This is a genomic window from Vibrio pelagius (assembly GCF_024347575.1).
GTDB classification, from domain to species: domain Bacteria; phylum Pseudomonadota; class Gammaproteobacteria; order Enterobacterales; family Vibrionaceae; genus Vibrio; species Vibrio pelagius.
The window spans coordinates 650,765-677,607 of record NZ_AP025503.1 but is presented as its reverse complement, the minus strand read 5'-3'; the positions used below and the strand labels follow the sequence as shown (position 1 = coordinate 677,607).

26 protein-coding genes are annotated in these 26,843 nt (G+C 45.2%); 4 read left to right on the top strand and 22 right to left on the bottom strand.

Going from position 1 to position 26,843, the window contains the following annotated elements:
- Nucleotides 1–49: 49 nt before the first annotated feature.
- The 15 genes from hisS to trmJ form a co-directional block, all read right to left on the bottom strand.
- Complete coding sequence (hisS, locus tag vsple_RS02985; protein ID WP_261882624.1) at nt 50–1,318, bottom strand: histidine--tRNA ligase; 1,269 nt, start codon at nt 1,316–1,318, stop codon at nt 50–52.
- Between the two features lie 61 nt (nt 1,319–1,379).
- Entirely contained in the window at nt 1,380–2,501 is a 1,122-nt protein-coding gene (ispG, locus tag vsple_RS02980) for a flavodoxin-dependent (E)-4-hydroxy-3-methylbut-2-enyl-diphosphate synthase (protein ID WP_032551317.1), read from the bottom strand.
- A gap of 7 nt (nt 2,502–2,508) precedes the next feature.
- Nucleotides 2,509–3,450 (bottom strand): cytoskeleton protein RodZ, encoded by a 942-nt coding sequence (rodZ, locus tag vsple_RS02975; protein WP_261882623.1) that lies wholly within the window; start codon nt 3,448–3,450, stop codon nt 2,509–2,511.
- A gap of 441 nt (nt 3,451–3,891) precedes the next feature.
- Nucleotides 3,892–5,010 (bottom strand): dual-specificity RNA methyltransferase RlmN, encoded by a 1,119-nt coding sequence (rlmN, locus tag vsple_RS02970; RefSeq protein WP_032551314.1) that lies wholly within the window; start codon nt 5,008–5,010, stop codon nt 3,892–3,894.
- Between the two features lie 799 nt (nt 5,011–5,809).
- Nucleotides 5,810–6,244, bottom strand: coding sequence for a nucleoside-diphosphate kinase (ndk, locus tag vsple_RS02965; RefSeq protein WP_261882622.1), 435 nt, complete (start codon nt 6,242–6,244; stop codon nt 5,810–5,812).
- A gap of 104 nt (nt 6,245–6,348) precedes the next feature.
- Entirely contained in the window at nt 6,349–7,644 is a 1,296-nt protein-coding gene (pepB, locus tag vsple_RS02960) for an aminopeptidase PepB (protein WP_255231379.1), read from the bottom strand.
- Nucleotides 7,645–7,850: 206 nt separating this feature from the next.
- A complete protein-coding gene (iscX, locus tag vsple_RS02955; protein WP_032551310.1) occupies nt 7,851–8,051 on the bottom strand; it encodes a Fe-S cluster assembly protein IscX in 201 nt (66 codons plus the stop codon).
- Between the two features lie 94 nt (nt 8,052–8,145).
- Nucleotides 8,146–8,484, bottom strand: a complete 339-nt coding sequence (fdx, locus tag vsple_RS02950; RefSeq protein ID WP_032551309.1) for an ISC system 2Fe-2S type ferredoxin — start codon at nt 8,482–8,484, stop codon at nt 8,146–8,148.
- Between the two features lie 20 nt (nt 8,485–8,504).
- Entirely contained in the window at nt 8,505–10,355 is a 1,851-nt protein-coding gene (gene hscA, locus vsple_RS02945; protein ID WP_261882621.1) for a Fe-S protein assembly chaperone HscA, read from the bottom strand.
- Between the two features lie 22 nt (nt 10,356–10,377).
- Nucleotides 10,378–10,893, bottom strand: a complete 516-nt coding sequence (hscB, locus tag vsple_RS02940) for a co-chaperone HscB (RefSeq protein WP_255231382.1) — start codon at nt 10,891–10,893, stop codon at nt 10,378–10,380.
- Nucleotides 10,894–10,989: 96 nt separating this feature from the next.
- Nucleotides 10,990–11,313, bottom strand: a complete 324-nt coding sequence (iscA, locus tag vsple_RS02935) for an iron-sulfur cluster assembly protein IscA (RefSeq protein WP_032551305.1) — start codon at nt 11,311–11,313, stop codon at nt 10,990–10,992.
- Between the two features lie 98 nt (nt 11,314–11,411).
- Nucleotides 11,412–11,789 carry a Fe-S cluster assembly scaffold IscU gene (gene iscU, locus vsple_RS02930; RefSeq protein ID WP_032551304.1) on the bottom strand — a complete coding sequence of 126 codons (378 nt, stop codon included), beginning with the start codon at nt 11,787–11,789 and terminating at the stop codon, nt 11,412–11,414.
- A gap of 33 nt (nt 11,790–11,822) precedes the next feature.
- On the bottom strand, nt 11,823–13,037 hold the full coding sequence (locus vsple_RS02925) for an IscS subfamily cysteine desulfurase (RefSeq protein ID WP_032551302.1): 1,215 nt from the start codon (nt 13,035–13,037) through the stop codon (nt 11,823–11,825).
- Between the two features lie 28 nt (nt 13,038–13,065).
- Entirely contained in the window at nt 13,066–13,587 is a 522-nt protein-coding gene (gene iscR, locus vsple_RS02920; RefSeq protein WP_255231383.1) for a Fe-S cluster assembly transcriptional regulator IscR, read from the bottom strand.
- A 117-nt stretch (nt 13,588–13,704) separates the two neighbouring features.
- Nucleotides 13,705–14,433, bottom strand: coding sequence for a tRNA (cytosine(32)/uridine(32)-2'-O)-methyltransferase TrmJ (gene trmJ, locus vsple_RS02915; RefSeq protein ID WP_255231384.1), 729 nt, complete (start codon nt 14,431–14,433; stop codon nt 13,705–13,707).
- A gap of 181 nt (nt 14,434–14,614) precedes the next feature.
- Here trmJ and suhB point away from each other — a divergent pair, with 181 nt between their 5' ends.
- On the top strand, nt 14,615–15,418 hold the full coding sequence (gene suhB, locus vsple_RS02910) for an inositol-1-monophosphatase (RefSeq protein WP_261882620.1): 804 nt from the start codon (nt 14,615–14,617) through the stop codon (nt 15,416–15,418).
- 301 nt (nt 15,419–15,719) lie between these two features.
- Here the strand turns inward: suhB and secF are convergent, their stop codons facing one another.
- From secF to queA, 5 genes are all read right to left on the bottom strand, one after another.
- Nucleotides 15,720–16,667, bottom strand: coding sequence for a protein translocase subunit SecF (gene secF, locus vsple_RS02905; protein WP_032551294.1), 948 nt, complete (start codon nt 16,665–16,667; stop codon nt 15,720–15,722).
- 14 nt (nt 16,668–16,681) lie between these two features.
- Nucleotides 16,682–18,538 carry a protein translocase subunit SecD gene (secD, locus tag vsple_RS02900; protein WP_255231385.1) on the bottom strand — a complete coding sequence of 619 codons (1,857 nt, stop codon included), beginning with the start codon at nt 18,536–18,538 and terminating at the stop codon, nt 16,682–16,684.
- Nucleotides 18,539–18,558: 20 nt separating this feature from the next.
- On the bottom strand, nt 18,559–18,888 hold the full coding sequence (yajC, locus tag vsple_RS02895) for a preprotein translocase subunit YajC (RefSeq protein WP_032551291.1): 330 nt from the start codon (nt 18,886–18,888) through the stop codon (nt 18,559–18,561).
- A 108-nt stretch (nt 18,889–18,996) separates the two neighbouring features.
- Nucleotides 18,997–20,133, bottom strand: coding sequence for a tRNA guanosine(34) transglycosylase Tgt (gene tgt / locus vsple_RS02890; RefSeq protein ID WP_261882619.1), 1,137 nt, complete (start codon nt 20,131–20,133; stop codon nt 18,997–18,999).
- 179 nt (nt 20,134–20,312) lie between these two features.
- Complete coding sequence (gene queA / locus vsple_RS02885; RefSeq protein ID WP_261882618.1) at nt 20,313–21,365, bottom strand: tRNA preQ1(34) S-adenosylmethionine ribosyltransferase-isomerase QueA; 1,053 nt, start codon at nt 21,363–21,365, stop codon at nt 20,313–20,315.
- A 278-nt stretch (nt 21,366–21,643) separates the two neighbouring features.
- Here queA and vsple_RS02880 point away from each other — a divergent pair, with 278 nt between their 5' ends.
- On the top strand, nt 21,644–22,087 hold the full coding sequence (locus vsple_RS02880) for a CBS domain-containing protein (protein ID WP_255231388.1): 444 nt from the start codon (nt 21,644–21,646) through the stop codon (nt 22,085–22,087).
- A gap of 1,077 nt (nt 22,088–23,164) precedes the next feature.
- On the opposite strand, the gene vsple_RS02875 is transcribed toward vsple_RS02880, so the two are convergent.
- A complete protein-coding gene (locus vsple_RS02875; RefSeq protein ID WP_239842326.1) occupies nt 23,165–24,070 on the bottom strand; it encodes a hydrogen peroxide-inducible genes activator in 906 nt (301 codons plus the stop codon).
- Between the two features lie 221 nt (nt 24,071–24,291).
- Here vsple_RS02875 and vsple_RS02870 point away from each other — a divergent pair, with 221 nt between their 5' ends.
- Entirely contained in the window at nt 24,292–24,900 is a 609-nt protein-coding gene (locus tag vsple_RS02870; RefSeq protein ID WP_004740353.1) for a peroxiredoxin C, read from the top strand.
- A gap of 315 nt (nt 24,901–25,215) precedes the next feature.
- Nucleotides 25,216–25,965, top strand: coding sequence for a copper homeostasis protein CutC (locus vsple_RS02865; protein WP_261882617.1), 750 nt, complete (start codon nt 25,216–25,218; stop codon nt 25,963–25,965).
- A 139-nt stretch (nt 25,966–26,104) separates the two neighbouring features.
- Here the strand turns inward: vsple_RS02865 and phoU are convergent, their stop codons facing one another.
- Nucleotides 26,105–26,803, bottom strand: coding sequence for a phosphate signaling complex protein PhoU (gene phoU, locus vsple_RS02860; RefSeq protein WP_032551280.1), 699 nt, complete (start codon nt 26,801–26,803; stop codon nt 26,105–26,107).
- Nucleotides 26,804–26,843: the final 40 nt, after the last annotated feature.

Sequence of the window (26,843 nt, the reverse complement as noted above, 5' to 3'; positions counted from 1 at the left end):
AGCTGGCGTTGAATATTCATATTGAGCGTTTGATTGCTCTGTGGGCGAGTTAGATTAGCGCCGCTACTTTTGCAGCAACTTCTGCTTGGGCAACAACTTCTTGTTCACCACCAACCAGATCTTTCAATACCACCGTGTTGTCTGCTACTTCGTTTTCGCCCAGTACCAGTGCCACTACAGCGCCCACTTTGTCAGCACGTTTGAATTGTTTCTTAAAGCTACCACCACCGAAGTGGTTCATTACGCGAACGCCTGCAATGTTGTCGCGCAATTCATTCGCCAGTTGCATGCCCGCAATCATGGTGCCTTCACCTGCTGCAACCATGTATACGTCAACGCTGCGACGCACTTCTGTTAGCTCTAGAGTCTCCATCATTAGGACAAGACGCTCTAGACCCATTGCAAAACCAACAGCGTTAGTTGCTTTACCGCCTAGTTGCTCAACCAGACCGTCGTAACGGCCACCGCCACACACAGTGCCTTGTGCACCTAGGCTGTCAGTGATCCACTCAAATACAGTGCGGTTGTAGTAGTCAAGGCCACGTACTAGACGCTCGTTAACTTTGTATTCGATACCTACCGCATCAAGAAGTTCACACAAACCTGCAAAATGTTGCTGAGACTCTTCACCTAAATATTCAGAAAGGCGAGGTGCATCACCAAGAATCGCTTGTACGTCTGGGTTCTTCGTATCTAGAACACGCAGTGGGTTTGTGTGCATACGACGCTTACAATCTTCATCCAACACGTCGATGTGTTGCTCTAGGAAAGCCACAAGCGCTGTACGGTAGTTTGCACGGTCTTCAGTCGAGCCGATTGAGTTCAGCTCTAGACGCACGTGCTTGTCGATACCTAGCTCTCGCCATAAACGTGCGGTCATCATGATAAGTTCTGCGTCAACGTCTGGACCGTCTAGGCCAAACACTTCCACACCACATTGGTGGAATTGACGGTAACGACCTTTTTGAGGACGCTCGTGACGGAACATTGGGCCCATGTACCATAGACGCTGCTCATCACGGTTGATAAGGCTGTTTTGAATGCAAGAACGAACACAACCCGCAGTGCCTTCAGGACGTAGAGTTAGGCTGTCACCATTGCGATCTTCAAAGGTGTACATCTCTTTTGAAACTACGTCAGTCTCTTCACCTACAGCACGGCTAAATAGATTTGTCTCTTCAACAATAGGCATACGCACTTCGTTGTAGCCGTATGCGCTTACCACGCTTTTTACTGCGTTTTCTACTTTCTGCCAAAGTGGTGATTGAGTTGGAAGGCAGTCGTTCATGCCTCGGATTGCTTGAATATTTTTAGCCACAATTTTTTCCGTCATTTTTCACGACAAGGTGTGCCTAAACGCTTCACCTTATCGCGTTGTATTAATCTTCTAGGTTCTTAAGGTCAATGCGATTGGATTTATCCATCACAGACGCTTTTGCTCTGATCTTCGCTTCTAGCTGATCGACAAGATCGTTGTTGTCGAAACGCTCTTTCTGACGCTTACCGTCTTCGTAGAACGCACTCTTACGCGCACTACCCGCAAGACCTAAATGCGATACTTCCGCTTCACCAGGGCCGTTTACCACACAACCGATGATCGACACATCCATTGGTGTAATTACGTCTTCCAAACGCTCTTCTAATGCATTAACCGTATTAATAACATCAAACTCTTGGCGAGAGCAGCTTGGACAAGCGATAAAGTTGATACCGCGCGAGCGAATACGCAAAGACTTAAGAATATCAAAGCCAACTTTGATCTCTTCAACTGGGTCTGCAGCTAGAGAGATACGCAGCGTATCACCGATACCTTCTGACAGAAGCATACCTAAGCCAACCGATGACTTAACCGCGCCTGCGCGTGCACCACCAGCTTCAGTGATACCTAAGTGTAGAGGCTGGTCGATCTTCTGTGCTAATAGACGGTATGAACCTACCGCTAGGAATACGTCTGATGCTTTAACACTGACCTTAAATTGATCAAAGTTAAGACGATCAAGAATATCGACATGGCGCATTGCAGACTCAACTAATGCCTCTGCCGTTGGCTCTGTGTATTTCTCTTGAATGTCTTTCTCTAGAGAACCACCGTTAACACCAATACGAATCGGAATATTTTTATCGCGAGCACAGTCAACTACAGAGCGAATACGGCTCTCATTACCGATATTGCCTGGGTTAATACGTAAACAGTCAACGCCGTACTCCGCCACTTTCAGTGCGATACGGTAGTCGAAATGAATGTCTGCAACCAAAGGGACTGAAACTTGCTGTTTGATCTGCTTGAACGCTTCTGCTGCATCCATCGTCGGAACAGAGACACGTACAATATCAGCGCCAACATTTTCTAGCGATTTAATTTGAGCAACAGTCGCCGCAACGTCTGTTGTTCGAGTATTAGTCATGGATTGCACAGCAATTGGTGCACCATCACCGATCGGCACGTCGCCCACATAAATACGGGTCGACTTGCGACGAATAATAGGAGATTCGTGTTGCATATTAACTCTAAGGTAAGGTTATTCTAGCTACTTTGCCTGAAGTATACCCAGAAAGGTCGACAGGTTCACTCGCAAATGTCATTGAGACAGCTTCTGGAGCACCAATAACGACTTTATACGGGGTTTCACCTGACAAATTGAGTGATTGACCTGCTTTTTTAATGCCGGTCGACAACGTTCTGCCTGTCGCATCTTTCACTTGAATCCAGCAGTCAGAGCTAAATTGCATGACTAACTCATTAGACACAGCTTCAGGTGCGACAACGCCTGTCTCAGTAACTTCCGTCTCTGTAGCGGTTGCAGGTTTCGTTGATGCGCCGACTTCAGAAGTGATATCAGCTTCAATCGCATCTGCAGTGACACTGGTTTCTGTCGTCGCTTCACTCTCTACATTTTGAGACGCTTCAACGGCTGGCGCTTCAGCTTCAATCAGATCGAGAGAAGTGGTCAGTGACTCGTCATTGAGCTCGTCAGCCACAACCTCTTCCGCACTCTCTTCAGTAACAGTGGATTGAGAGAGGGTATCTTGCTGCTGATTCTGCCACCACCAAAGTGAAGATATACCAGCAATAACCGCGAAAATGCTCCAAGTTAGCAACATAATACGACTGTTGTGTTTCTCTGTTTTGGTTTTACGCGAGAAGCTCATCATCTCTTGTTCTTGATGCTGAACATCACCAGAGTGTTCCAAAGCCTCAAGCACGACTTTCTCATCTAGATTGACGTACTTAGCGTACGAGCGAACATAACCACGCATAAATGTGGCGACTTGGTCGGTGTCAAATTGGTTATCTTCAATCTGCTGAATCAAACTAACACGTAGTTTTAAGCGAGAAGAGACTTGTTGTTGGGTTAACCCTAGCGACTCACGTCGGTTTTTAAGGATAGTACCGGCTTCCAGTACAGGAGCTGCCGCTTGCGGCGCTTGTGTATCTTGTTCTGTGTCCATAAAGTAGAACTTCTAAATATTATAGTCGGTTGTCGAGAGCCATTTTTCTTATCGTTTACGCTCAATCTTACAACCCACTCTATGTGAAATTTATCCTACTACTCGCACCAAAAACCTTTTGAAATCGAAAACCAAGACCTGCTATGCAGGAGGGCTTCTCAGGCAGCTATCTGTTTAATGCCAACCTAGTAAATAGACATATTGATGGTTCGAGTAACAAGTAAGTACTTAAACTGAGTCTAAGCTGTTTTAATCATAAGCTAATGCCCTGACAAGGCAAAAACTCTTTCGACAAAATTTACCATTAGCTCATGGTTTTGTACAAAATTTAACGAAAAATGTAATAAAGCGTGGCGCGATGAACTGATAAAAGGTGATAAACAGTCAAAAACAAACAAGCCAGAAGTAGACTTCTGGCTTGTTATCAAAACGGAGAGAGGATTAAAGCGCTTTTACTGGAATAGTTTCCGCAGCGGCCTTTTGCTTAGTTCGCTTGGTACGGTCGATAACATCTCCCACCAATTGACCACATGCAGCATCGATATCGTCACCACGAGTCTTACGTACTGTTACTGTGTAATCGTATTCCATCAGTGTTTTCTGGAAGCGATCAATACGAGAGTTGCTTGGTTTCTTGTAAGGCGAACCTGGGTATGGGTTGAATGGAATCAGGTTGATCTTACATGGCGTATCTTTCATGAGCTCAGCCAATTCACGAGCGTGGTCCATATCATCATTCACATGATCAAGTAGCACGTACTCAACGGTAACTTTACCGCGGTTTGCGTTTGAAGATGCAATGTAACGACGAACCGATGCTAGGAAGTCTTCAATATCCCAACGATCATTGATTGGCATGATTTCGCTACGTAGCTTGTCGTTTGGCGCGTGTAGTGAGATTGCAAGTGCAACGTCAATGTTACCTGTCATTTGGTCAAGACCCGATACAACACCAGAAGTCGATACGGTTACACGACGCTTAGACAGAGCAAAACCAAGATCATCCAACATGATTTCTAATGATGGCATTAGGTTTTTCATGTTAAGTAGAGGCTCACCCATACCCATCATTACAACATTTGTAATTGGGCGGCGACCAGTCTCTTTCTCAAGGCCGATCTCACGAGATGCACGCCAAATTTGACCAACAATCTCTGAAACTTTTAGGTTACGGTTGAAGCCTTGTTGTGCTGTAGAGCAGAACTTACACTCAAGGGCACAGCCTACTTGTGATGATACACACAGCGTCGCACGGTCACCATCAGGGATGTATACCGTTTCAACGTCTTGATCACCAACTCGCATTGCCCATTTAATTGTACCGTCAGAAGAGTGTTGAGCTTCAGAAACAACAGGCGCAACAATCTCACAGCGGCGTTGAAGTTTCTCACGCAGCTTTTTGTTGATGTTGTTCATGTTTTCGAAGTCATCGACACCGAAGTGGTACATCCACTTCATTACTTGATCTGCTCGAAAAGCTTTCTCATTCAGTTCTTCTGTGAAAAATTTACGAAGACCTTTACGATCAAAATCGAGTAGATTGACTTTAGCTGTGGTCATGGTGCCTCTCAATGACGGAACAATAATTAAGGGCGCGAATTGTACAGCCTTTACGCATCTTCAACAAGGGTTGTAAAACCCTGTCTTTACTAAGACATTCAAAGTTAAGTGATTAAAATTTACACAACCCTCTTTCATTACTCGCAATTCACGAAATAAGAGCAAGATTCCCGACCACGCTCCTTCGTAGCTATCGGGAATGACGGGCAACTAACCCATTCCCTTCTCGTCATTCCAGAATCGAGGAGCGAGATATTTGGAATCTCCAACAACAAACAGATATTCCCGACTACGCTCCTTCGTCGCTATCGGGAATGACGGGCAACTAACCCATTCCCTTCTCGTCATTCCAGAATCGAAGAACGAGATATTTGGAATCTCCAACAACAAACAGAGATTCCCGACTACACTCCTTCGTCGCTATCGGGAATGACGCTGCAACTAACCCATTCTCTTCTCGTCATTCCAGAATCGAGGGACGAGATGTCTAGAATCTCCAACAGCAAATAGAGATTCCCGACTACGCTCCTTCGTCGCTATCGGGAATGGTGTTAGAACTAACCGCTCTCCTTCTCGTCATTCCAGAATCGAGGAACGAGATATCTGGAATCTCCAACAGCAAACAGAGATTCCCGACTACGCTCCTCCGTCGCTATCGGGAATGACGCTGCAACTAACCCATACTCTTCTCGTCATTCCAGAATCGAGGAACGAGATGTCTGAAATCTCCAACTACGTAAAACTCACATACAAAAAAGGCCTCACCGTAGTGAAGCCTTGAGAATCGTTAGCCCGTCGCTTACTCAGCAGGACGTGGGCAAATTTCAGATTCAGGGAAGAAGAACTCAATCTCGCGCGCTGCCGATTCTGGGCTGTCGCTGCCATGTACTGAGTTGTAACGCATGCTAATTGCGTAATCAGCGCGAATAGTGCCGCACGCCGCTTCTTCTGGGTTTGTTTTGCCCATCAGTTCACGGTAACGAGCGATTGCGTTTTCGCCTTCTAGTACTTGAACCATGATAGGACCAGAAGTCATGAACTCTTTTAGTGGGCCAAAGAATTCTTTGCCTTCGTGTTCTGCGTAAAAACCGCTCGCTTGCTCTTCTGTTAGGTGCACCATCTTAGCTGCAACGATTTGTAGGCCCGCTTTTTCAATGCGGTGGTAAATTTCGCCGATCAAGTTTCGTTTAACAGCATCTGGCTTAACAATTGAGAACGTTCTTTCTAGAGCCATAGGGGTTCCTTCACTTCATTTTTGTTGTTATCTAAAACGGCACCTGCCCTCATTAATTGAGTTTAGGTAACAATCAGGCAGCCAATAGCTGCCTGATTTTATAATTATTTTGCTTGCTCAATAAGCAGGCGTGCCAGAGTGCGAACACCCATGCCGGTTGCGCCTGCGGCCCATTTATCACTTGGTGATTTACGGTATGTACCCGCGCAGTCCATGTGTAGCCAGCCTTTCTTGTAATCATCAACGAAGTAAGACAAGAATGCAGCTGCAGTACTTGCACCTGGTGTGTAATCTCCCGAGCTGATATTTGAAAGATCAGCAAAGTTTGACGGCAGCATACCTCGGTGGAAATCAGCAAGAGGAAGTGGCCATAGACCTTCTTTCTCTTGATTTGCTGCTGTTAGCGCTTGGTGAGACAGCTCATCATCAAAACTCATTAGTGCGTGGTAATCGTTGCCTAGAGCATTCTTCGCAGCACCAGTTAGCGTCGCACAGTCGATGATAAGCTCTGGGTTTTGCTCGCTTGCGTACATCAGACCATCAGCCAGAACCAAGCGACCTTCTGCGTCGGTGTTCATGATCTCTACGGTAGTCCCATTTTTGTAGGTGATGATATCACCAAGCTTAAGAGCACGACCCGAGATCATGTTCTCTGCACAACATAAAATCAGCTTGATACGCTTATTTAAGCCGCGCTCGATTGCTAGACCTAGACCGCCAGTAATGGTTGCCGCGCCGCCCATATCGGCTTTCATCGCAGTCATGAATTGGCCAGGTTTGATGCTGTAGCCGCCTGAATCGAAAGTAATACCTTTACCAACTAGACATGCAAACACTGGTGCGTTTTCGTCCCCTGTCGGGTTGAAGTCGAGCTGTAGCATTGCTGATGTGCGCTCAGAACCACGACCGACAGCGTAGATGCCTTCCCAACCTTCCGTAAGCAGGTCTTTGTCTTTAACGATTTTCGCTTTTACTGTGCCTTCTGGCGCAATAGATTTGATGTATTCAGCAGCCATTGTTGCCAGTTGACGTGGTGCAACCTCTTCCGCTGTTTTGTTGATGATGTCACGAGTCCAATCTGTCGCACGGATACGAGCTTCTAACTCAGATTGGTCGGCTTCTGGTAGCTCGCCCCACTCTAGCGTGGTTTGTTTCTTAGGACCACGATAACCTTGGTGGAAAGCCCAAACGCTTTCCAAATCCCAACCTTCGCCTTGCAGTGAAATGAAAGCAATACCTTGTCCGTCAAGTTTGCGACCTGCGCGCTGGATTGCGCCTAGATCGTGGCCTCCTGCTAGGTGGATTGTTGCACCTGCTTCTGAAAACGAAAGGATAGCCTTATCTCCCCACTGAGGCTGGGCTGGCTCTTGACTTAAAAATACTGACATCTGTGTAGACATGATTTCTCCTTGTCTTTGAACCACGTTACCTTAGTGATTCAGATTATTTTTTGTTTGCGAACTGATGTTAGCATTATGTAGGAGTAAAATGTCATTTTGATAAAAAAACGGACCATAAGGTCCGCTTTTTTTAGTAAGAATTGTTAACTTGGCTGTGTTTTCAGAGAGCTTACCTCTATCTCCAAGTCAAAAATGAGTGTAGGACGTTAGTCCATCTCATCCATCCAGCATAGAATGATGGCTTCAAGGATCTTCTCATTCGAGTGATTTGGTTCATCATCGAAGTCTTCAAGATCTAATATCCATTGGTGCAGATCAGTAAAACGTACCGTTTTTGGATCCGTATCAGGGTATAAGTCGCATAGTTCAATCGCGATATCTCGCGAGTCAATCCACTTTAAGCTCATATCATTTCCTTATTAGTTAAAGGCACTCATGCGCCTCTAATACACTGTTATTCTGCGCCAGTTTTACTAAAATTTTCGCCATGTGGCTTGAGTTTTAGTGATCTTCAGAAGCTAGGTTTAGCGTGTATTTTGGAATCTCTACCACGAGATCTTCGTCTGCAACTTTCGCCTGACAACCTAAACGAGATTCCATCTCTAGACCCCACGCTTTATCTAGCATGTCATCTTCAAGATCGTCGCTCTCTTCTAATGAATCGAAACCTTCACGAATCACAACGTGACACGTTGTACATGCACACGACTTTTCACACGCGTGCTCAATACCGATACCTGCTTTTAGTGCAACATCAAGTACCGTCTCGCCAGTTTCTGCTTCTAGCACTGCGCCTTCTGGACATAGATCTTCGTGAGGTAAAACAATAATCTTTGGCATGTTTATCTATTCTCTAACTATTAAATATTATCGACTGACTGACCTGACAGTGCAGCACGAATTGATTTATCCATACGACGAGAAGCAAAGTCTTGGCTCGCTTTGTCTGTATTCTTAATCTCTAGTTCAATGGCATCAGCGTCATCACCGTTACGCTTTTCGATCAGTGACTCAATCGCTTGCAGCAACTGTTGTTTCTCTTGCTCGTTAAGCAGCTCGTCGCCATCGGCTTGCATTGCTGCAATTAGACCTTCAATCACGCGATCCGCTTCTACACGCTGCTCAGCTAGTGCACGAGCTTGCATGTCTTCTTTCGCATATGTCATTGAATCTTTGAGCATATTAGCTACTTCATCATCACTTAGACCGTATGATGGCTTAACTTGGATTTCCGCTTGGACACCCGTGCTCTTTTCCATTGCTGTCACAGATAATAGACCGTCTGCATCCACTTGGTAAGTTACGCGGATATGCGCAGCGCCTGCCGCCATAGGAGGAATACCTTTTAGAGCAAAACGAGCGAGTGAGCGACAGTCATCAACCATCTCACGCTCACCTTGAACAGTATGCACCGTCATCGCCGTTTGACCATCTTTGAAGGTAGTAAACTCTTGAGCACGAGCGACAGGAATAGTGGTGTTACGAGGAATAATCTTCTCGACCAAACCACCCATAGTTTCGATACCCAGAGACAGTGGGATAACATCCAATAACAGCATCTCTGCATCTGGCTTATTGCCCACTAGGATATCAGCTTGGATTGAAGCACCAATTGCAACCACTTCATCAGGGTTGATGCTTGTCAGTGGTGTGCGACCAAAGAAGTCACCGACCATTTCACGAACAAGCAGGGTACGAGTTGAACCGCCAACCATAACAACTTCAAGTACTTCATCGGCGTCTACATCAGCATCTTTCAGCGCTCGACGACAAGACATCAATGTTTTCTTAACCAGTGGCTTGATGATGTCGTTAAACTCATCACGAGTCAGTGTGCCTTTCCAACCAAGGACTTCGACGTCAACTTGCTCATCTGCTGACAGACGAATTTTTGCGTCCGTTGCTGCGTCTAGCAGAATACGGTTCTGTTCAGCCGTCAGCTCAGTCAAACCTGCTTGCTGTTGGAAGTGATTCGCGACTAAATGGTCGAAATCATCGCCGCCCAGTGCTGAATCACCACCGGTTGCCAATACTTCGAATACACCTTTTGACAGACGCAGGATAGAGATGTCGAACGTACCACCACCTAAGTCATATACAGCAATCACACCTTCTTGACCTGAATCTAGGCCATAGGCAATCGCAGCAGCAGTCGGCTCATTCAAAAGACGAAGAACATGAAGACCAGCCAGTTGCGCCGCATCTTTTGTACCAGCGCGCTGCGCATCGTCGAAGTATGCTGGAACAGTAATGACAGCACCTGCAAGCTCACCACCGAGCGTAGACTCTGCACGCTGACCTAGAGCACGCAAGATATCAGCCGATACTTGAATTGGATTCTTGGTACCTTGTTTCGTGCGAATAACTGGTAAGCCGTTCTCGCTCTCTTCAAATTGATAAGGCAGTGATGGGTAACGCTGCTTAATATCTGCCAATGAACGACCAATCAGTCGCTTCACTGAAATGATGGTATTCTGTGGATCAGTCTGTGCACAGCCACGAGCCTCTACGCCAACAGTGTGTGAATCAGCTTGATAATGAACCACAGAAGGCAAAATTGAGCGGCCTTGAGCGTCTACTAAGGTCGTCGCTTCACCACTGCGAACCGAGGCAACAAGAGAGTTGGTGGTACCTAGATCGATACCCACAGCCAGCTTATGCTCATGCGGTGCTGAGCTTTGTCCTGGTTCTGCAATTTGAAGTAATGCCATGAGGATTCCTTTTGTCTAGTCGCTAGTCGAGCAGGTGATCTTCGACTTGTTCTATTTCTTTCTTGAGTTTTGCGATGAATTTCAGTTTACGAACAGTGTCAGCGGCTTCTTCCCATGCTGCTTGTTCTAGCTGTTGCTCGATCTGCGCAAGGTGTTGTTTGTACATTTTGCCAACTTTAGTATCGAAGTCGTACAACTCGTCAGCACCATCTGGACTTGCTGCGATATGCTCTAACTCCTCACGCAGCTCCATCTGCTCCATAAGGAACATAGGATCTTGCATGGTTTGCTGTTCACCACGGATATCAACGCCGTTTTGCACTAGCAAGTGCTCTGCGCGACTAATTGGGTTCTTAAGTACCTGATAAGCGTCATTGATTTGAGAAGCTTTTTGCACCGCTAGCAAGCGCTCACGCTCTGAGGCAGTCGCAAAGTTGTCTGGATGAAATTGACGCTGCAGATCTCTAAACTGAGAAGCAAGAAGGCTACCATCCAGTTGAAACTGAAGTGGTAGCCCAAATAATTCGAAATGATTCATGTAAAGGTGGTCCTAATTTTAGGCCCTGATGCAGAGCCTAATTGTACGTTGCTTACAATCGATGCGCTTACAATAAATGCTTAGCCATTGAAGCACTTATACATTAAAGCTCTCACCACAACCACACTCGCCTTTCGCATTTGGGTTGTTGAATTCAAAACCTTCGTTTAGGCCTTCTTTTACGTAATCAAGCTCAGTACCATCTAGATAAACTAAGCTTTTAGGATCAATGATGACCTTAACACCTGAGTGCTCAAATACTTGGTCTTCCTCGTTAAGCTCATCAACGAACTCAAGTACATATGCCATACCTGAACAGCCAGTGGTTTTTACGCCCAAACGTAACCCGATACCCTTACCTCGGTTATCTAGGAATGCTTGAACTCGGCTTGCCGCCGTCTCTGTCATGGTGATGGCCATACTACAACCTTGTTTTAATAATTTGAGAACTCAGTGGGAGTGCAAGACGCACTCCCTAATATTACTATTTTTTTGCAACGATTCGCTACGGGGTACGATTAACGTTTCTTTTTGTAATCCGCAACGGCTGCTTTAATTGCATCTTCAGCAAGAATTGAACAGTGAACTTTCACTGGTGGAAGCTCTAGCTCTTCTGCAATTTCAGAGTTTTTGATTGCTGCTGCTTCATCGATGCTCTTACCTTTTACCCACTCAGTAACTAGTGAGCTAGACGCGATTGCACTACCACAACCGTATGTCTTGAATTTCGCATCTTCGATAATACCTTCTGGTGTTACCTTGATTTGCAGTTTCATTACGTCACCACATGCCGGTGCGCCAACCATGCCGCTACCTACATTTGGATCTTCTTTATCAAACGAACCTACGTTACGTGGGTTTTCGTAGTGATCAATTACTTTTTCGCTATATGCCATGATAGTTACCTCGTATCCTCTATATCCGTGAGATTAGTGATGTGCCCACTCAACAGTGTCCAGATCAATCCCTTCTTTATACATATCCCATAGAGGAGACATGTCGCGTAATTTATTTACTGCTACACGAATCTGTGCGATTGCGTAGTCAACTTCTTCTTCCGTTGTGAAACGGCCGAATGAGAAACGTACTGAGCTGTGTGCCAGTTCATCGTTCAGACCAAGAGCACGTAGAACGTAAGATGGCTCTAGGCTTGCAGATGTACATGCAGAACCTGATGATACTGCTAGGTCTTTTAAAGACATAAGCAGAGACTCACCTTCAACGAAAGCGAAGCTCACGTTTAGGTTGTGCGGAACACGCTGGTCTAAGTCACCGTTTACCGTCACTGCTTCAAGGTCTTGAACACCTTTCAGTAGACGCTCACGTAACGCTAGTGCGTGGTCGTAATCTTTTTGCATGTCTTGTTTAGCGATAGCACACGCTTCACCCATGCCAACAATTTGGTGTGTCGCTAGTGTACCAGAGCGGAAACCACGCTCATGACCACCACCGTGCATTTGAGCTTCAAGGCGAATACGAGGCTTACGACGAACGTAAAGTGCACCGATACCTTTAGGGCCGTACATTTTGTGAGCTGAAAGTGAGATTAGGTCAACTTTAGTCTCTTGTACGTCTAGTGGAATTTTACCCGCAGACTGAGCCGCATCAACGTGGAAAATGATCTTGCGTGAGCGACATAGTTCGCCGATTGCATTGATATCTTGGATAACGCCGATTTCGTTGTTTACGTGCATGATAGAAACAAGCACTGTGTCTTCACGCATTGCAGCTTGTAGCTTGTCTAGATCGATGATGCCGTTTGATTCTGGCTCTAGGTAAGTTACCTCGTAGCCTTCACGCTCAAGTTGGCGGCATGGATCAAGAACCGCTTTATGTTCGGTCTTACACGTAATCACGTGCTTACCTTTCTTCTCGTAAAAGTGCGCTGCACCTTTAATCGCAAGGTTGTCAGATTCTGTTGCGCCAGACGTGAAAACAATTTCACGCGGATCTGCATTCAGGAGATCGGCAATTTGCTCACGAGCATTATCTACTGACTCTTCTGCTTGCCAGCCGTAACGGTGTGAACGAGATGCTGGGTTACCGAAGTTACCGTCCATCGTCATACACTGAACCATTTTTTCAGCAACACGAGAATCAACTGGGCAAGTAGCTGAATAGTCAAAGTAAATAGGCAGTTTCATTTTCTACTCCAATGTAAAAACTGACCGCTTAAGTGCGGGCATTAGCACCGTGAGGTGCTGCACTAATCGTTGTAGTGCTCGTATTTTTATGTGCAAAACCATTATTAACCGCAAGATCAATATCTTGACGATCAGAAATTTCTAAGACTTCGTTATCTTTCATTAGCTCACCGAGCGTAATGTCATTTAAGAAGCTGCTGATTCGGGAGCTTAAGTCACGCCATAAAGTGTGAGTTAAACAACGACTACCACCTTGGCAATCTGCTCGACCGTGACACTTAGTCGCATCCACTGATTCGTCTACTGCTGCAATCACAGTTCCGACAGCGATATCGCCCGCTTCAGCACCCAAACGGTAACCACCACCTGGGCCGCGAACACTAGCGACTAAGCCAGCTTTGCGTAACTTAGAAAATAGTTGTTCTAAGTAAGATAACGAAATACCTTGGCGTTCAGAGATGTCAGCCAGAGGTACAGGACTTTTTTGCGAATGCAGTGCTACATCTAGCATAGCTGTGACCGCATATCTTCCTTTAGATGTAAGTTTCATATCACACCGTATCCACATTGTTTATGTGGTTGGAATTTTCCCATACCCGACCAAATTGGTCAAGTATTTAGTTGACTATTTTAGTCAGGTATTCATCCTTACGGAATTTATGGGTACTTACTCACCCTTTCGAGACTTCTCAACCGAAGTCAAAATACCACGTAATGTATTAATTTCTTGGATTTCAGGACGTGCACGACTAAAAAGGCGACGAAGTTTATTCATCACCTGACCCGGTTTGTCCTTAGAGATGAATTGGGTATCCGTAATCACTTTTTCAAGGTGCTCGTAGAACATTTCGAGCTCTTCGTGACGTGGGTACTCATCTTCAGCTTGTGGAGGGTACTGACTCGCCTCTTGATTTAGGTGGGCAACACGAACTTCATAGCTCAATGTCTGAACCGCCATCGCTAGGTTTAATGAGCTGTACTCTGGGTTAGCCGGAATACAAACATGATAGTGACACTTTTGTAGCTCATCATTCGTTAACCCCGTACGCTCACGACCAAAGATAAGCGCCACCGGGTGTTTTTTCCCTTCGATAGCGAACTTCTCACCACACTCACGCGGTTCAAGCATCGGCCACTCTAATGTGCGAGAACGAGCACTAGAGCCTACAACCAAACCGCAATCTTTCACCGCTTCTTCTAACGTTGATACGATGATCGCATTCTCTGCAATGTCACCAGCACCTGCTGCCAAAGCCATTGTTTGCTCATCGACTTCACACTGAGGATCCACCAATACTAATTGGCTTAAACCCATAACTTTCATCGCACGAGCGGCAGAGCCGATATTACCCGAGTGAGAAGTACCAACGAGAACGACTTTTACATTGTCTAACATGCTATATGACACCACTTTAAAAATAATCGCGAGATATTAACACATCACAAAGTAAAATGGTCAGACCCTAACAGGAATGTGATTTCAAGAGTTCAAAAAATAACCACTTCCCTTTTGCAAAAACTTTGGTATACTCGCCGCCGCTTTAAATCGTTCTTTAACATCTTGTGGGAATCTCCATATGCATCCAATGCTAAACATTGCTATTCGCGCTGCGCGTAAAGCAGGCAATCACATTGCTAAATCTCTAGAAACAACTGATAAGATCGAAACATCTTTGAAAGGCAACAACGATTACGTTGTAAATATTGCTAAAGAAGCTGAATACATGATTATTGAAACAATCAAAGCTTCTTACCCAGAGCACAGCATTGTTTCAGAAGAGAACGGTCTTACTGAAGGTAAAGACTCTGATGTTCAATGGATCGTTGACCCACTAGATGGCACCAACAACTTCGTTAAAGGCTTCCCACACTTCGCAATATCTATCGCTGTTCGCATGAACGGCCGTACTGAAGTAGCGTGTGTTTACGACCCAATGCTAAACGAGCTATTCACAGCTCAACGTGGCGCTGGTGCTCAACTAAACAACGCTCGTATGCGTGTAACTCAGCTGAAAGACCTACAAGGTTCTATCCTAGCTGCAGGTTTCCCATTCAAAGCTAAGCAACACTCTGAATCTTTCATGAAGATCATCTCTGGTTTATTCGTAGATTGTTCTGACTTCCGTCGTACTGGTTCTCCAGCACTAGACCTATGTTACCTAGCAGCTGGCCGTGTTGACGGTTACCTAGAGTTAGATCTAAAACCGTGGGATATGGCTGCTGGTGATCTAATTGCTCGTGAAGCAGGCGCAATCCTAACTGATTTCGCTGGCGGTACTGACTACATGAAGTCTGGTAACGTTGTTGCTTCAAGCGCTCGCGGTGTTAAAGCAATTCTTAAACACGTTCGTGAGAACGCAAACGAAGGCATGCTGAAGTAATTTAAGCCTTACGTTGATAGCCTCTATAAAATTAAGAGCTAAAAGATTCAAAGCCTCGCAATTGCGGGGCTTTTTAGTATCTGTGGTTCAGGGATGTGAGATGCGAGATGCGAGATGCGAGATGCGAGATGCGAGATGCGAGATGCGAGATGCGAGATGCGAGCAGAATAGCGCTTATGACATTAAGTGCAACTCACTTCGACCTTAATTTGTATTGAGTTTTCCTACAAAATTCAGGCATAAAAAAACCGCTAGTTGCCTAGCGGTTTTTTCGGTTTGTAAATGTCATTCAGCATAGCGCCTATGGCATTTCGTCAAACTCTTCGCCTTCTTTTTCCACTTGAGGTGGCATTAGGTGCTCACGCGTGATACCCAACTTCATTGCTAGCGCCGAAGCAACATAGATAGAAGAGTAAGTACCTACTGTGATACCCAGTAGAAGTGCTGTAGCGAAGCCGTGAATCATCGCACCACCCTGAACGAATAGAGCGATAACTACGAACAAAGTTGTACCAGAAGTGATCAATGTACGGCTCAATGTTTGAGTGATTGAGCTGTTCAGTACTTCAGGCGCTTCGCCTTTACGCATCTTACGGAAGTTTTCACGGATACGGTCGAATACAACAATGGTATCGTTGAGTGAGTAACCGACTACCGTTAGCAAGGCTGCTACGATGGTCAGGTCGACTTCAATTTGCATTAGAGAGAATACGCCCAGCGTGATGATAACGTCGTGCGCCAGTGCAAGTACCGCACCTGCCGCCAAACGCCATTCGAATCGTACCGATACGTAGATCAAGATACAGATAAGAGAAACAAGGATAGCCAAGCCACCCGCTTCTGTTAGCTCATCACCAACGTTTGGACCAACGAACTCAATACGGCGCATTTCAACTTGCTCACCTGTACCTTGTTCGATAGCTGATAGGATCTGGTTGCCTAGCGTTTCGCCCGCCACACCTTCACGTGGACGTAGACGAACCATAACATCACGAGCAGAACCGAAGTTCTGAACGGTCGCGTCACCAAAACCTTTTGCTTCTAGTGCCGAACGGATGTTTTCAAGGTTCGCTGGTTGCTCAAAACCAACTTCAATCAGGGTACCGCCAGTAAAGTCTAGACCCCAGTTCAACGACTTGGTTGATAGAGTAAAGATGGCTGTACCAATCATTAAGATAGAAAGAACAAAAGCTACCTTTGACCAACGCATAAAGTCGATCAATTTGTCTGCTTTTAGAATCTGAAACATATTAATTCCTAGCCTTAGATCGACAGTTTGTTTACACGCTTACCGCCATACATTAGGTTCACGATACAACGTGTACCTACGATAGCTGTAAACATAGAGGTCAGAATACCGATAGACAGCGTTACCGCGAAGCCTTTAATCGCACCTGTACCAACAGCAAATAGAATGATTGCCGTTAGTAGTGTAGTGATGTTGGCATCGGCAATGGTGCTGAATGCGTTCGCATAACCTTGGTGAATCGCTTGCTGTGGGCTACGACCTTCACGTAGTTCTTCTCGAATACGTTCGAAAATGAGTACGTTCGCATCGACCGCCATACCGACCGTCAAGACGATACCTGCGATACCCGGTAGCGTCATCGTCGCACCTGGAATCATCGACATCACACCGATAATCAACACCAAGTTCGCCATTAGCGCTACGTTAGCAATCAAGCCAAAGCGACGGTAGTAAACAAGCGTAAATAGCATTACTGCAGCCATACCCCAGATCATCGCCATGATACCCATATCAATGTTCTGCTGACCCATAGATGGACCGATGGTACGTTCTTCAACAATCGAGATAGGTGCAATCAGAGCACCAGCACGTAGAAGAAGTGCAAGGTTGTGTGCTTCAGCAGCAGAATCGATACCCGTAATACGGAAGTTACGGCCTAGCGCAGATTGAATCGTTGCTTGGTTAATCACTTCTTCGTGCTTACTTAGAATCACTTTGCCTTCAGGTGTCTTACGACCGCTGTCTTTGTACTCTGCAAATACGGTTGCCATTAGCTTACCGATATTTTGACGAGAGAACGCAGACATCTTGCTACCACCTTCGCTGTCTAGCGAGATGTTAACTTGAGGACGACCATATTCATCAACACTTGAGCTTGCATCTGTAATGCTCGAACCGCCTAGGATAACGCGCTTCTTAAGAACAACAGGGCGACCATCACGGTCTTGCTTAATTTCGCTACCTGCTGGTGCACGACCTGCCGCAGCTGCAGCCAGATCCGCAGAGCTATCAACTTCACGGAATTCAAGCGTTGCCGTCGCGCCAAGAATCTCTTTTGCACGAGCAGTGTCTTGAACACCTGGTAGCTCAACTACGATACGGCTTGCGCCTTGACGTTGAACTAGCGGCTCAGCAACACCTAATTCGTTAACACGGTTACGAAGGATGGTGATGTTCTGCTCTACAGCGTAGTTACGGATCTCTTGCAGACGAGTTTCAGTAAAGTTAGCAATCAGAGAGAAACGACCGTTCGACTCAGAATCAACGAAAGTCATATCTGGGTGCAGAGACTCTAGCAACGTTTTCGCCGCTGCAAGTTGCTCCTCGTTACGTAGCAGTACTTCAACCGCATCTTTACCAGATGGACGAATTGCACGGTAACGGATTTTCTCTTCACGAAGTTCGCTACGGAACGCTTCTTCTTGTTGGCCTACCAGTTTTTCCATCGCAGCATCCATATCCACTTCCATCAAGAAGTGAACACCACCACGTAGGTCAAGGCCAAGCTTCATTGGTGCCGCACCAATTGATTCAAGCCAGTCTGGAGTTGAAGCCGCTAAGTTTAAGGCAACGATAACATCTTCATTCAAAGCTTCAGTGATCACATCACGCGCACTGATTTGAGTATCGGTATCGTTAAAGCGTACAAGAATAGAACCGTTTTCTAGAGCAACGGATTTAGTGGGAAGGCTCTCGGCTTCAAGAGCTTTGGTGACAGTATCCAGCGTAGACATATCTACAGAGGCGCCACGCGCCCCTGTAACTTGAACTGCCGGATCTTCACCGTATAGATTTGGAAGTGCGTACAACGCAGCGATGGCAATGGTAAACATCACCATCAGGTACTTCCATAACGGATAACGGTTTAGCACAGCGAGGATCCTCTAGCTGTTTATAGAGATTTCAGAGTACCTTTTGGTAGCACTGCTGTAACGAAGTCTTTCTTGATCACTACTTCGTTGTTTGGGTTCAGTTCGATTGCAACGTAGTCATTGTCTTCAGCGATTTTAGTGATCTTACCGATCAGACCACCGCTTGTTAGAACTTCATCACCTTTACCCATCGAAGCCATTAGGTTTTTGTGCTCTTTAACACGCTTAGCTTGTGGACGGTAGATCATGAAGTAGAAGATCACCGCGAACATACCTAGCATGATTAGCATTTCAAAACCGCCGCCAGCTGGTGCACCTTCTGCTGCTGCATGTGCTTGAGAAATAAACATTAAAACATCCTCTATTTATATTTTCGTAATTGTTTGTCTTATTGGGTTGCATCCCTTTATTTTCAAGCCCCATCCCTATGAATAGAGACGGGGCTCGCAAAAGAAATACTAAGATTCTTTACCTAGTGGTGGAACTTCACGTCCCATTCTTGCGTAGAACTCTTCCACAAACGCTTCAAAACGGTCTTCATCAATCGCTTTACGGATATCAGACATAACACGTTGATAGAAGCGCAGGTTGTGAATCGTGTTCAGGCGCGCACCTAGGATTTCGTTACAACGGTCTAGATGATGTAGGTAAGACTTGCTGTAGTTCTTACAAGTGTAACAGTCACACTCTGAATCTAGTGGCGTTGTATCCGTTTTATGCTTCGCATTACGGATCTTGATCACACCTTCAGTCACAAATAGGTGACCGTTACGTGCATTTCGCGTTGGCATTACACAGTCAAACATGTCGATACCACGACGAACACCTTCAACTAGGTCTTCAGGTTTACCTACGCCCATTAGGTAGCGCGGTTTGTCTTCTGGCAGTTGAGGACATGTGTGCTCAAGAATGCGGTGCATGTCTTCTTTTGGTTCGCCTACTGCTAGACCACCAACCGCGTAACCGTCGAAGCCAATTTCAGTTAGACCTTTAACAGAGATATCACGTAGGTCTTCGTACACACCACCTTGAACGATACCGAATAGTGAGTTCGGGTTTTCAAGTTTGTCGAAGTGGTTACGTGAACGTTCAGCCCAACGTAGAGACATCTCCATAGAGTCTTTCGCTTCTTTGTGTGTCGCAGGGTAAGGCGTACACTCATCGAAGATCATAACGATGTCTGAACCTAGGTCTTTTTGGATTTCCATCGACTTTTCTGCGTCCATGAAGATCTTGTCACCGTTTACAGGGTTGCGGAAATGTACACCCTCTTCAGTGATTTTACGCATCGCACCTAAGCTGAATACTTGGAAGCCGCCTGAATCGGTAAGGATAGGACCTTGCCAGTTCATGAAATCGTGCAAGTCACCGTGCATTTTCATGATTTCTTGACCAGGACGTAGCCATAGGTGGAATGTGTTACCCAGTAGGATTTCAGCACCTGTGTCTTTTACTTCTTCAGGAGTCATACCTTTTACAGTACCGTACGTACCTACAGGCATGAATGCTGGTGTTTCAACGGTACCGCGTTCAAACTGAAGTTGACCACGACGTGCACCAGCGTTTGTTTTCTTAAGTTCGTATTTTAATTTCACGAAGCCTCCAATATGCCAGAGAAACAATCTGACTGTTAATTCAGAGCTTAAGTTCGTCTTAAGACTCTATGAGGAGCGGTCGCGGATTCCTTGCGAGAAAGAGGCTGATGCTCAACCTCTCTCCTAGCCTACTGCTAGCACCCGTAAATTCTATTTATATCGCTTATTACTGGCTAAAATTAGCTTGTTTTTTTGTTGATGAACATCGCGTCACCGTAGCTGAAGAAGCGGTACTCGCTCTTCACGGCATGATTGTAAGCACCCATCACGTTGTCGTAACCAGCAAAAGCACTCACCAGCATGATCAGAGTTGATTCTGGCAGGTGGAAGTTGGTGATCAGACAATCCACCAGCTGGTACTCATAACCAGGGAAGATGAAGATCTCTGTATCACCAAAGAATGGTACAAGCTCAGTACCTTTCTTCAGAGCATCTTGCGCAGCACTCTCAAGAGAGCGAACTGATGTAGTACCAACAGCGATGATACGGCCACCACGAGCTTTAGTTGCCGCGATCGCATCAACAACTTCTTGTGGTACTTCAACATATTCAGCATGCATATGGTGGTCATTAATGTTGTCCACTTTCACTGGTTGGAATGTACCCGCACCAACGTGAAGCGTCACATAAGCAAACTCAACACCTTTAGCTTTCATATCAGCCATTAGCTTGTCATCAAAGTGAAGACCCGCCGTTGGCGCAGCTACCGCACCCGGTTTCTCATTATAGACGGTCTGGTAACGCTCTTTATCTGCATCTTCATCTGGACGATCGATGTAAGGTGGCAGCGGCATATGACCAACGCTGTTCAAGATATCTAGAACGCTCTCTTCAGAAGTAAAGCGAATCTCAAACAGTGCATCATGACGTGCGACCATCTCTGCTTCATATTCGTCGTTCTCACCCAAGAACAACTGTGTGCCCGGCTTTGGTGATTTTGAACAACGAACGTGTGCAAGAATGCTTTTCTCATCCAACATGCGCTCGACAAGCACCTCTAGCTTACCGCCTGAAGCCTTGCGGCCAAAAACACGTGCAGGGATAACTCGAGTATTGTTGAAGACGACTAAGTCACCTGGTTCAACCAAGTCTAGAACATCTTTAAATGAGCCATCATTTAGGTTACCCGTATTGCCATCTAGCTTTAATAGGCGGCTTGCTGTGCGCTCCTCTTGTGGGTAGCGAGCAATGAGTTCATCGGGTAGGTCAAAGTGAAAATCTGAAACTTGCATTTTTCTAGTCTTGTTTAGTTGGATGAGGTCAATTTAGTAGACGACACAAAGCCGCGACTAAATTTTTCGCAGTGGGCTAGTATAGGCACACGTGACGCAATAGCAAGGTTTTGAGTACCCGATTATTGTAAATAGGCGTAAAAATTCGACGTCAAATCGGACGTGACTTTAACGACATTTGTTGCATAAAAGTCACCCAATAATGAGTTAGCTCTCAGATATTTTGAGGAGATAAATCTATAGTTGGAGTAGTAAAACGGAATAATAAGGAGGTCTGTATGATCAAGGTTGAAGACATGATGACTCGCAACCCTCATACCCTATTGCGCTCACACTCACTCGCTGATGCTAAACACACCATGGAAGCTTTGGATATACGGCATATTCCAGTCGTAGATGCAGACAGAAAACTGCTTGGTGTCGTGACTCAACGTGATGTCCTTGCCGCTCAAGAATCCAGCCTACAAAATATCCCTCAAGCTCAATCTTATACTCTCGCCACACCACTCAATGACATCATGCACAAGAACGTCATGTCAGTTGAACCGAGGGCAGGGCTCAAAGAGTCAGCTATTTATATGCAGAAACACAAGGTAGGTTGTTTACCTGTTTTAGAGCACGGTGAGTTGGTTGGCATCATCACAGACAGTGACTTCGTGACCATTGCGATCAATCTACTGGAGCTGCAAGAAGAGAGTGAACCTGAAGAGATTGAGGTGTAGTAAACGCTCTTTAAAGCGGGCTTATTGTCCAAATAGAATTCAACAAGCTTGATTCCGTTCGTCTCGCTCGGTGAATTTTGATAGATGACAGACAAAAAAATGAGCGGCTGGATTGGGCCGCTCGAAGGTCAGGGTTTCATGCGTTCCTGTAAACAGTAAGGAATCTTGTTATAGCTCGATCTGGTTTCCACTCTTATATAGGTAGGCGGCCTTCCTACTTTTTGCTTATATCTTTGCTTATCACAGCACTCCTTGATTTCGCATTTTGCACTCTTGTACATATAAAAAGGTTTGGGCTTCATTTCGGGAAAATAACTTAAGGGCTAGGTGAAAGGGTACCTAATCCCTCAAGCTTGCCTGTGGCGTAAGGTATGTCTGCTTTGGTTTTTATGTAGCAAACATACTTCCCTGTTTCGACACTATCTCTATCAATCTAAATACGAGCCATAACGCTAAAAACGTTTGTAACTCAAAAACGACATTTTGCATCGACAAGCTGATTAATATTATGGGGGATTGCTCGTCGATATATGTCTGCTCCATGCTGCTTTCGCTTATTACCATCTCCAAATTTGAAATCGATTACAAGTAAGCTACAGCTAGACATAAGTCTTAATCTTCATGCAGTTAATCTACCCCAAACCAAGATAGAGCAAAAGGTCTAAAGTTAATAAAAAGTTAAATTCAAAGCTTTATATCGTTGTGATCTAAGTGGCTTTTTCACAGCTTACTCTTCGAGGATTTACGTAATTTTATTACGTTGAAAAATTGAGCAATGCCCAGTTTAAAACAACCGTTTAATTCGAAGTAAACATGAGATTACCGTTAATCTTCAACCACTGTTGAGCCTATGCATCAGGAAAGTTAAACAAGGAGCAAAAAGAAATGTGTAAAATTCATCGTGTGAAATTTCACAATTGAATGAAAGCTATCTAACAAACCTTCCATTATTTGCAGTTGAACAAAAGCATTTCAACAGAACAAAATACTAAAAAGCACACTGAATGCAGTGTGCTTTTATTTGAGCTATTAGGAAATTTGACTTAATACTTATTGCTATCGTGAATACAAAAAAGATTAAAGTAATTCCGACACCACTTCTGCCAACTGATTGAATGTGCTTACTCGTGAAGAACTAGGACGCCACACTAAACCAATGTGACGGTGGGCTTGTTGCCCCGGCGCATCGACCACCACCAAGTTCTGGTTCTCAATCAAACCATGATCAATCGCCATCTGAGGAATGAATGTTGTGCCTAAACCATTGGCGACCATTTGCACTAACGTGTGAAGGCTGGTTGCAGAAAACGGATTGATCTTCTCTTTATCAGTCAATTGACAAGCCGACACTGCATGCTCGGTTAAACAGTGCTCTTTTTCTAAAAGGAACACCGACTCATCCGGAAGATCGGCATATTTGATTGGCGTGCGAATCGCATCCGCTTGATTACGACTTATGATCATTCGAAACGGATCACTGCCGACAATTTGGCTTTCCATTCCATCAATATCGACAGGCAACGCTAGTATCAAGACATCTAGCTCACCTTGACGTAACGCAGCCAACAAATTCGTAGTGGTATCTTCACGCAGCAACATGTTCAATTCTGGGAAGCGAACATTGACCTCTTGAACGAGATTACATAAAAGAAAAGGGGCAATCGTCGGAATACAGCCCACTTTAAGCTGCCCCTGCATATCACCGCCTTGGCATAGTCGCCCTAGCTCAACCAAGTCTTGCCCTTTGGCTAGCAGCTCACGCCCATGCTCTACCACCTGTTCACCTGCATGAGTAAACACCAGTGGGCTCTTCTTATCTTTCTTTTCATATAGAGGACACCCGATCAACTCTTCAAGATTTTGTATACCTTTACTTAGAGTCGATTGACTCACGAAACAACGCTCAGCGGCATCACCAAAGTGACGTGTTTCATGGAGTGTCACCAGATAGTGAAGTTGCTTAAGACTTGGCCATTTATTCATGAAATTACTTTGTAATATGAGTAAGATAATTTGGAGTCTACGCTTCCTAAACGGTCGATAGACTTGGAAAGGACAAAGAGAAGGTTTATCGTTTTTTTCGATTAACTCAATCTATTTAATTCGCTTTTTTCTATAGTACCGATTGTACTATAGTTTGTCGCGTAGAAACGGAGCCCAATCAAAGAAGTATTGGGCCAACTAATTTTTTAGGAGATTCCAAAATGGTACTAGTAGGTCGTCAAGCCCCTGACTTTACTGCAGCAGCTGTTCTAGGTAACGGTGAAATCGTTGATAACTTCAACTTCGCAGAGTTCACAAAAGGTAAGAAAGCGGTTGTTTTCTTCTACCCACTAGACTTCACATTCGTTTGTCCTTCAGAGCTTATCGCTTTCGACAACCGTCTAGAAGATTTCCAAGCTAAAGGCGTTGAAGTAATCGGTGTTTCTATCGATTCTCAATTCTCTCACAACGCATGGCGTAACACTGCTATCGCTGACGGCGGTATCGGTCAAGTTAAATACCCACTAGTTGCTGACGTTAAGCACGAAATCTGTAAAGCATACGACGTTGAGCACCCAGAAGCTGGCGTTGCTTTCCGTGGTTCTTTCCTAATCGACGCTGACGGTCTTGTACGTCACCAAGTAGTTAACGACCTACCACTAGGCCGTAACATCGACGAAATGCTACGCATGGTAGACGCACTAAACTTCCACGAGAAGAACGGTGAAGTTTGTCCTGCACAATGGGAAGAAGGCAAATCAGGTATGGACGCATCTCCAAAAGGTGTTGCAGCATTCCTATCTGAGCACGCAGACGACCTAAGCAAGTAATTACATTCTTAAGCCCGCGCTCAACCCGGGTGAATGGTTGGAAGCTCTCTTAGTAGCCAAAGGCACAAGAAGCGTAAAGCAATAGCACAAAGTGCAACGCCAATCAGTTAAGAAGTAAAGTCTTATTAAAAGCCCGAAGTTCATGCTTCGGGCTTTTGTTATATTGGCCGGGCACTTTCTTATCGACTCACCTCAAGCCTCTAAATTGAGGCAGTGGTTACTGAAAAGATTTACCCCTATTTCACTCCGATTCCCTCTACCCTTTTATTACTTTCAATTGCTATCATCCCGTTACCCCCTCTTCGGAATGAAAAAATGAAACCTGAATTAGAAGTATGTATCGATAACCTTGAGTCGCTTCACCTTGCTATCGAAGGTGGCGCTGATCGTATAGAACTTTGCTCATCTCTTGCTTTAGGCGGTCTAACCCCAAGTTTTGGCTTTATGAAAAAAGCAGCACAGCTATCTTCAATTCCTGTTTACGCAATGATCCGCCCAAGACAAGGCGACTTCATCTTCGATGCAGAAGACATTGAATGCATGTTAGAGGATATTGAAGCGGCTGCTATAGCTGGACTAACAGGTGTTGTTCTGGGTGTGACTCAGTCTAATGGCTGTTTGGATATGATTGCTTTGGCGAGATTGACCCAAAAGGCGAAAAACTTAGATCTCGGTATGACGCTTCACCGAGCAATTGATGTCTCTCCAGACTATAAGCTTACTCTAGAACAAGCCATTCAACTTGGCTTTGAACGAGTACTGACTTCAGGGCTTGCGCCAACGGCCGAGGACGGAATAGAGATTTTAGATGATATGGTTAAGCTGGCTAAAGGTCGTATCGATATTATGGCTGGGGCTGGTGTTAATGCTGAAAACGCTCCACTTCTTTTACAAGCACCAAAGGTCAATGCACTACACCTATCGGGGAAAACCACTCGTCATAGCTTAATGAAGAGAACATCAGAAGCAAAAATGGGAAATCAGGATATCGATGACTACCTTATTCCTATCACTAGCTCAGATAAAATTAGAGCCGTAAAAAACGCTATCCGAAATCACAGTTAATGGTTTATCAAGAACGAAGTCAAAGGAGCCGACATGAACGTCTTCGACCATAACGAAACTGATATTCCTTATGACACCACGATTAACGTTAACCTTGGTGCCATTATGACTCTCTAGATCAAGAATTTAGATTATCAAACTACTTCAGTGCGTCATCTAGGCTTTGGTTTCCTAGATGGCGTACATCCTTTCCTTTCACAAAGTAAATGATGTACTCGCAAATGTTTTGGCATCGGTCACCAACACGCTCAATAGCGCGAGCTGACCACATCACCTGTAGAATATTCGGAATATTTTTCGGGTCTTCCATCATGTAGGTCATCAGCTGGCGAATCACCGCTTCATACTCTGCATCAAGCTTATCATCAAGTTTATGCACTTCTGCGGCGGCATCAACATCCATACGTGCAAAGGCATCGAGAACCTGATGCAACATCGCAATCGCATGACGACACAGTGGTTCTAATGAAACATGAAACTTCTGATTTTTAGTTGAAGGGATATCAATTGCCCCCTGCGCAATCTTAGAGGCAACATCACCGATACGCTCGAGGTCGGTAATGGTTTTGATGATCGCCATGATTAGGCGGAGATCTTTCGCCGTTGGCTGGCGCTTAGCAATGATTCGAGTACAGGCTTCATCGATCGAGACTTCCATAGCATTGACTTTATGATCATCACGGATCACTTTCTTGGCTAACTCGATATCGTCTTTGTGCAGAGCTTGCATGGCAAAAGAGAGCTGCTGCTCCACAAGGCCGCCCATAGTTAGAACATGAGTACGTATAGACTCAAGTTCAACGTTAAATTGTCCAGATATATGACGACCGAAATGCATGTCAGCTCCTAAATAATGGCCTGCTATGGGAACAGCAAGC

Coding starts and splice junctions, on each gene's coding strand:
- ispG (WP_032551317.1), bottom strand. CDS start 2,501: ATGCAACACGAATCTCCTATTATTCGTCGCAAGTCGACCCGTATTTAT.
- rodZ (WP_261882623.1), bottom strand. CDS start 3,450: ATGGACACAGAACAAGATACACAAGCGCCGCAAGCGGCAGCTCCTGTA.
- rlmN (WP_032551314.1), bottom strand. CDS start 5,010: ATGACCACAGCTAAAGTCAATCTACTCGATTTTGATCGTAAAGGTCTT.
- ndk (WP_261882622.1), bottom strand. CDS start 6,244: ATGGCTCTAGAAAGAACGTTCTCAATTGTTAAGCCAGATGCTGTTAAA.
- pepB (WP_255231379.1), bottom strand. CDS start 7,644: ATGTCTACACAGATGTCAGTATTTTTAAGTCAAGAGCCAGCCCAGCCT.
- iscX (WP_032551310.1), bottom strand. CDS start 8,051: ATGAGCTTAAAGTGGATTGACTCGCGAGATATCGCGATTGAACTATGC.
- fdx (WP_032551309.1), bottom strand. CDS start 8,484: ATGCCAAAGATTATTGTTTTACCTCACGAAGATCTATGTCCAGAAGGC.
- hscA (WP_261882621.1), bottom strand. CDS start 10,355: ATGGCATTACTTCAAATTGCAGAACCAGGACAAAGCTCAGCACCGCAT.
- hscB (WP_255231382.1), bottom strand. CDS start 10,893: ATGAATCATTTCGAATTATTTGGGCTACCACTTCAGTTTCAACTGGAT.
- iscA (WP_032551305.1), bottom strand. CDS start 11,313: ATGGCCATCACCATGACAGAGACGGCGGCAAGCCGAGTTCAAGCATTC.
- iscU (WP_032551304.1), bottom strand. CDS start 11,789: ATGGCATATAGCGAAAAAGTAATTGATCACTACGAAAACCCACGTAAC.
- vsple_RS02925 (WP_032551302.1), bottom strand. CDS start 13,037: ATGAAACTGCCTATTTACTTTGACTATTCAGCTACTTGCCCAGTTGAT.
- iscR (WP_255231383.1), bottom strand. CDS start 13,587: ATGAAACTTACATCTAAAGGAAGATATGCGGTCACAGCTATGCTAGAT.
- trmJ (WP_255231384.1), bottom strand. CDS start 14,433: ATGTTAGACAATGTAAAAGTCGTTCTCGTTGGTACTTCTCACTCGGGT.
- suhB (WP_261882620.1), top strand. CDS start 14,615: ATGCATCCAATGCTAAACATTGCTATTCGCGCTGCGCGTAAAGCAGGC.
- secF (WP_032551294.1), bottom strand. CDS start 16,667: ATGTTTCAGATTCTAAAAGCAGACAAATTGATCGACTTTATGCGTTGG.
- yajC (WP_032551291.1), bottom strand. CDS start 18,888: ATGTTTATTTCTCAAGCACATGCAGCAGCAGAAGGTGCACCAGCTGGC.
- queA (WP_261882618.1), bottom strand. CDS start 21,365: ATGCAAGTTTCAGATTTTCACTTTGACCTACCCGATGAACTCATTGCT.
- vsple_RS02880 (WP_255231388.1), top strand. CDS start 21,644: ATGATCAAGGTTGAAGACATGATGACTCGCAACCCTCATACCCTATTG.
- vsple_RS02875 (WP_239842326.1), bottom strand. CDS start 24,070: ATGAATAAATGGCCAAGTCTTAAGCAACTTCACTATCTGGTGACACTC.
- vsple_RS02870 (WP_004740353.1), top strand. CDS start 24,292: ATGGTACTAGTAGGTCGTCAAGCCCCTGACTTTACTGCAGCAGCTGTT.
- vsple_RS02865 (WP_261882617.1), top strand. CDS start 25,216: ATGAAACCTGAATTAGAAGTATGTATCGATAACCTTGAGTCGCTTCAC.
- phoU (WP_032551280.1), bottom strand. CDS start 26,803: ATGCATTTCGGTCGTCATATATCTGGACAATTTAACGTTGAACTTGAG.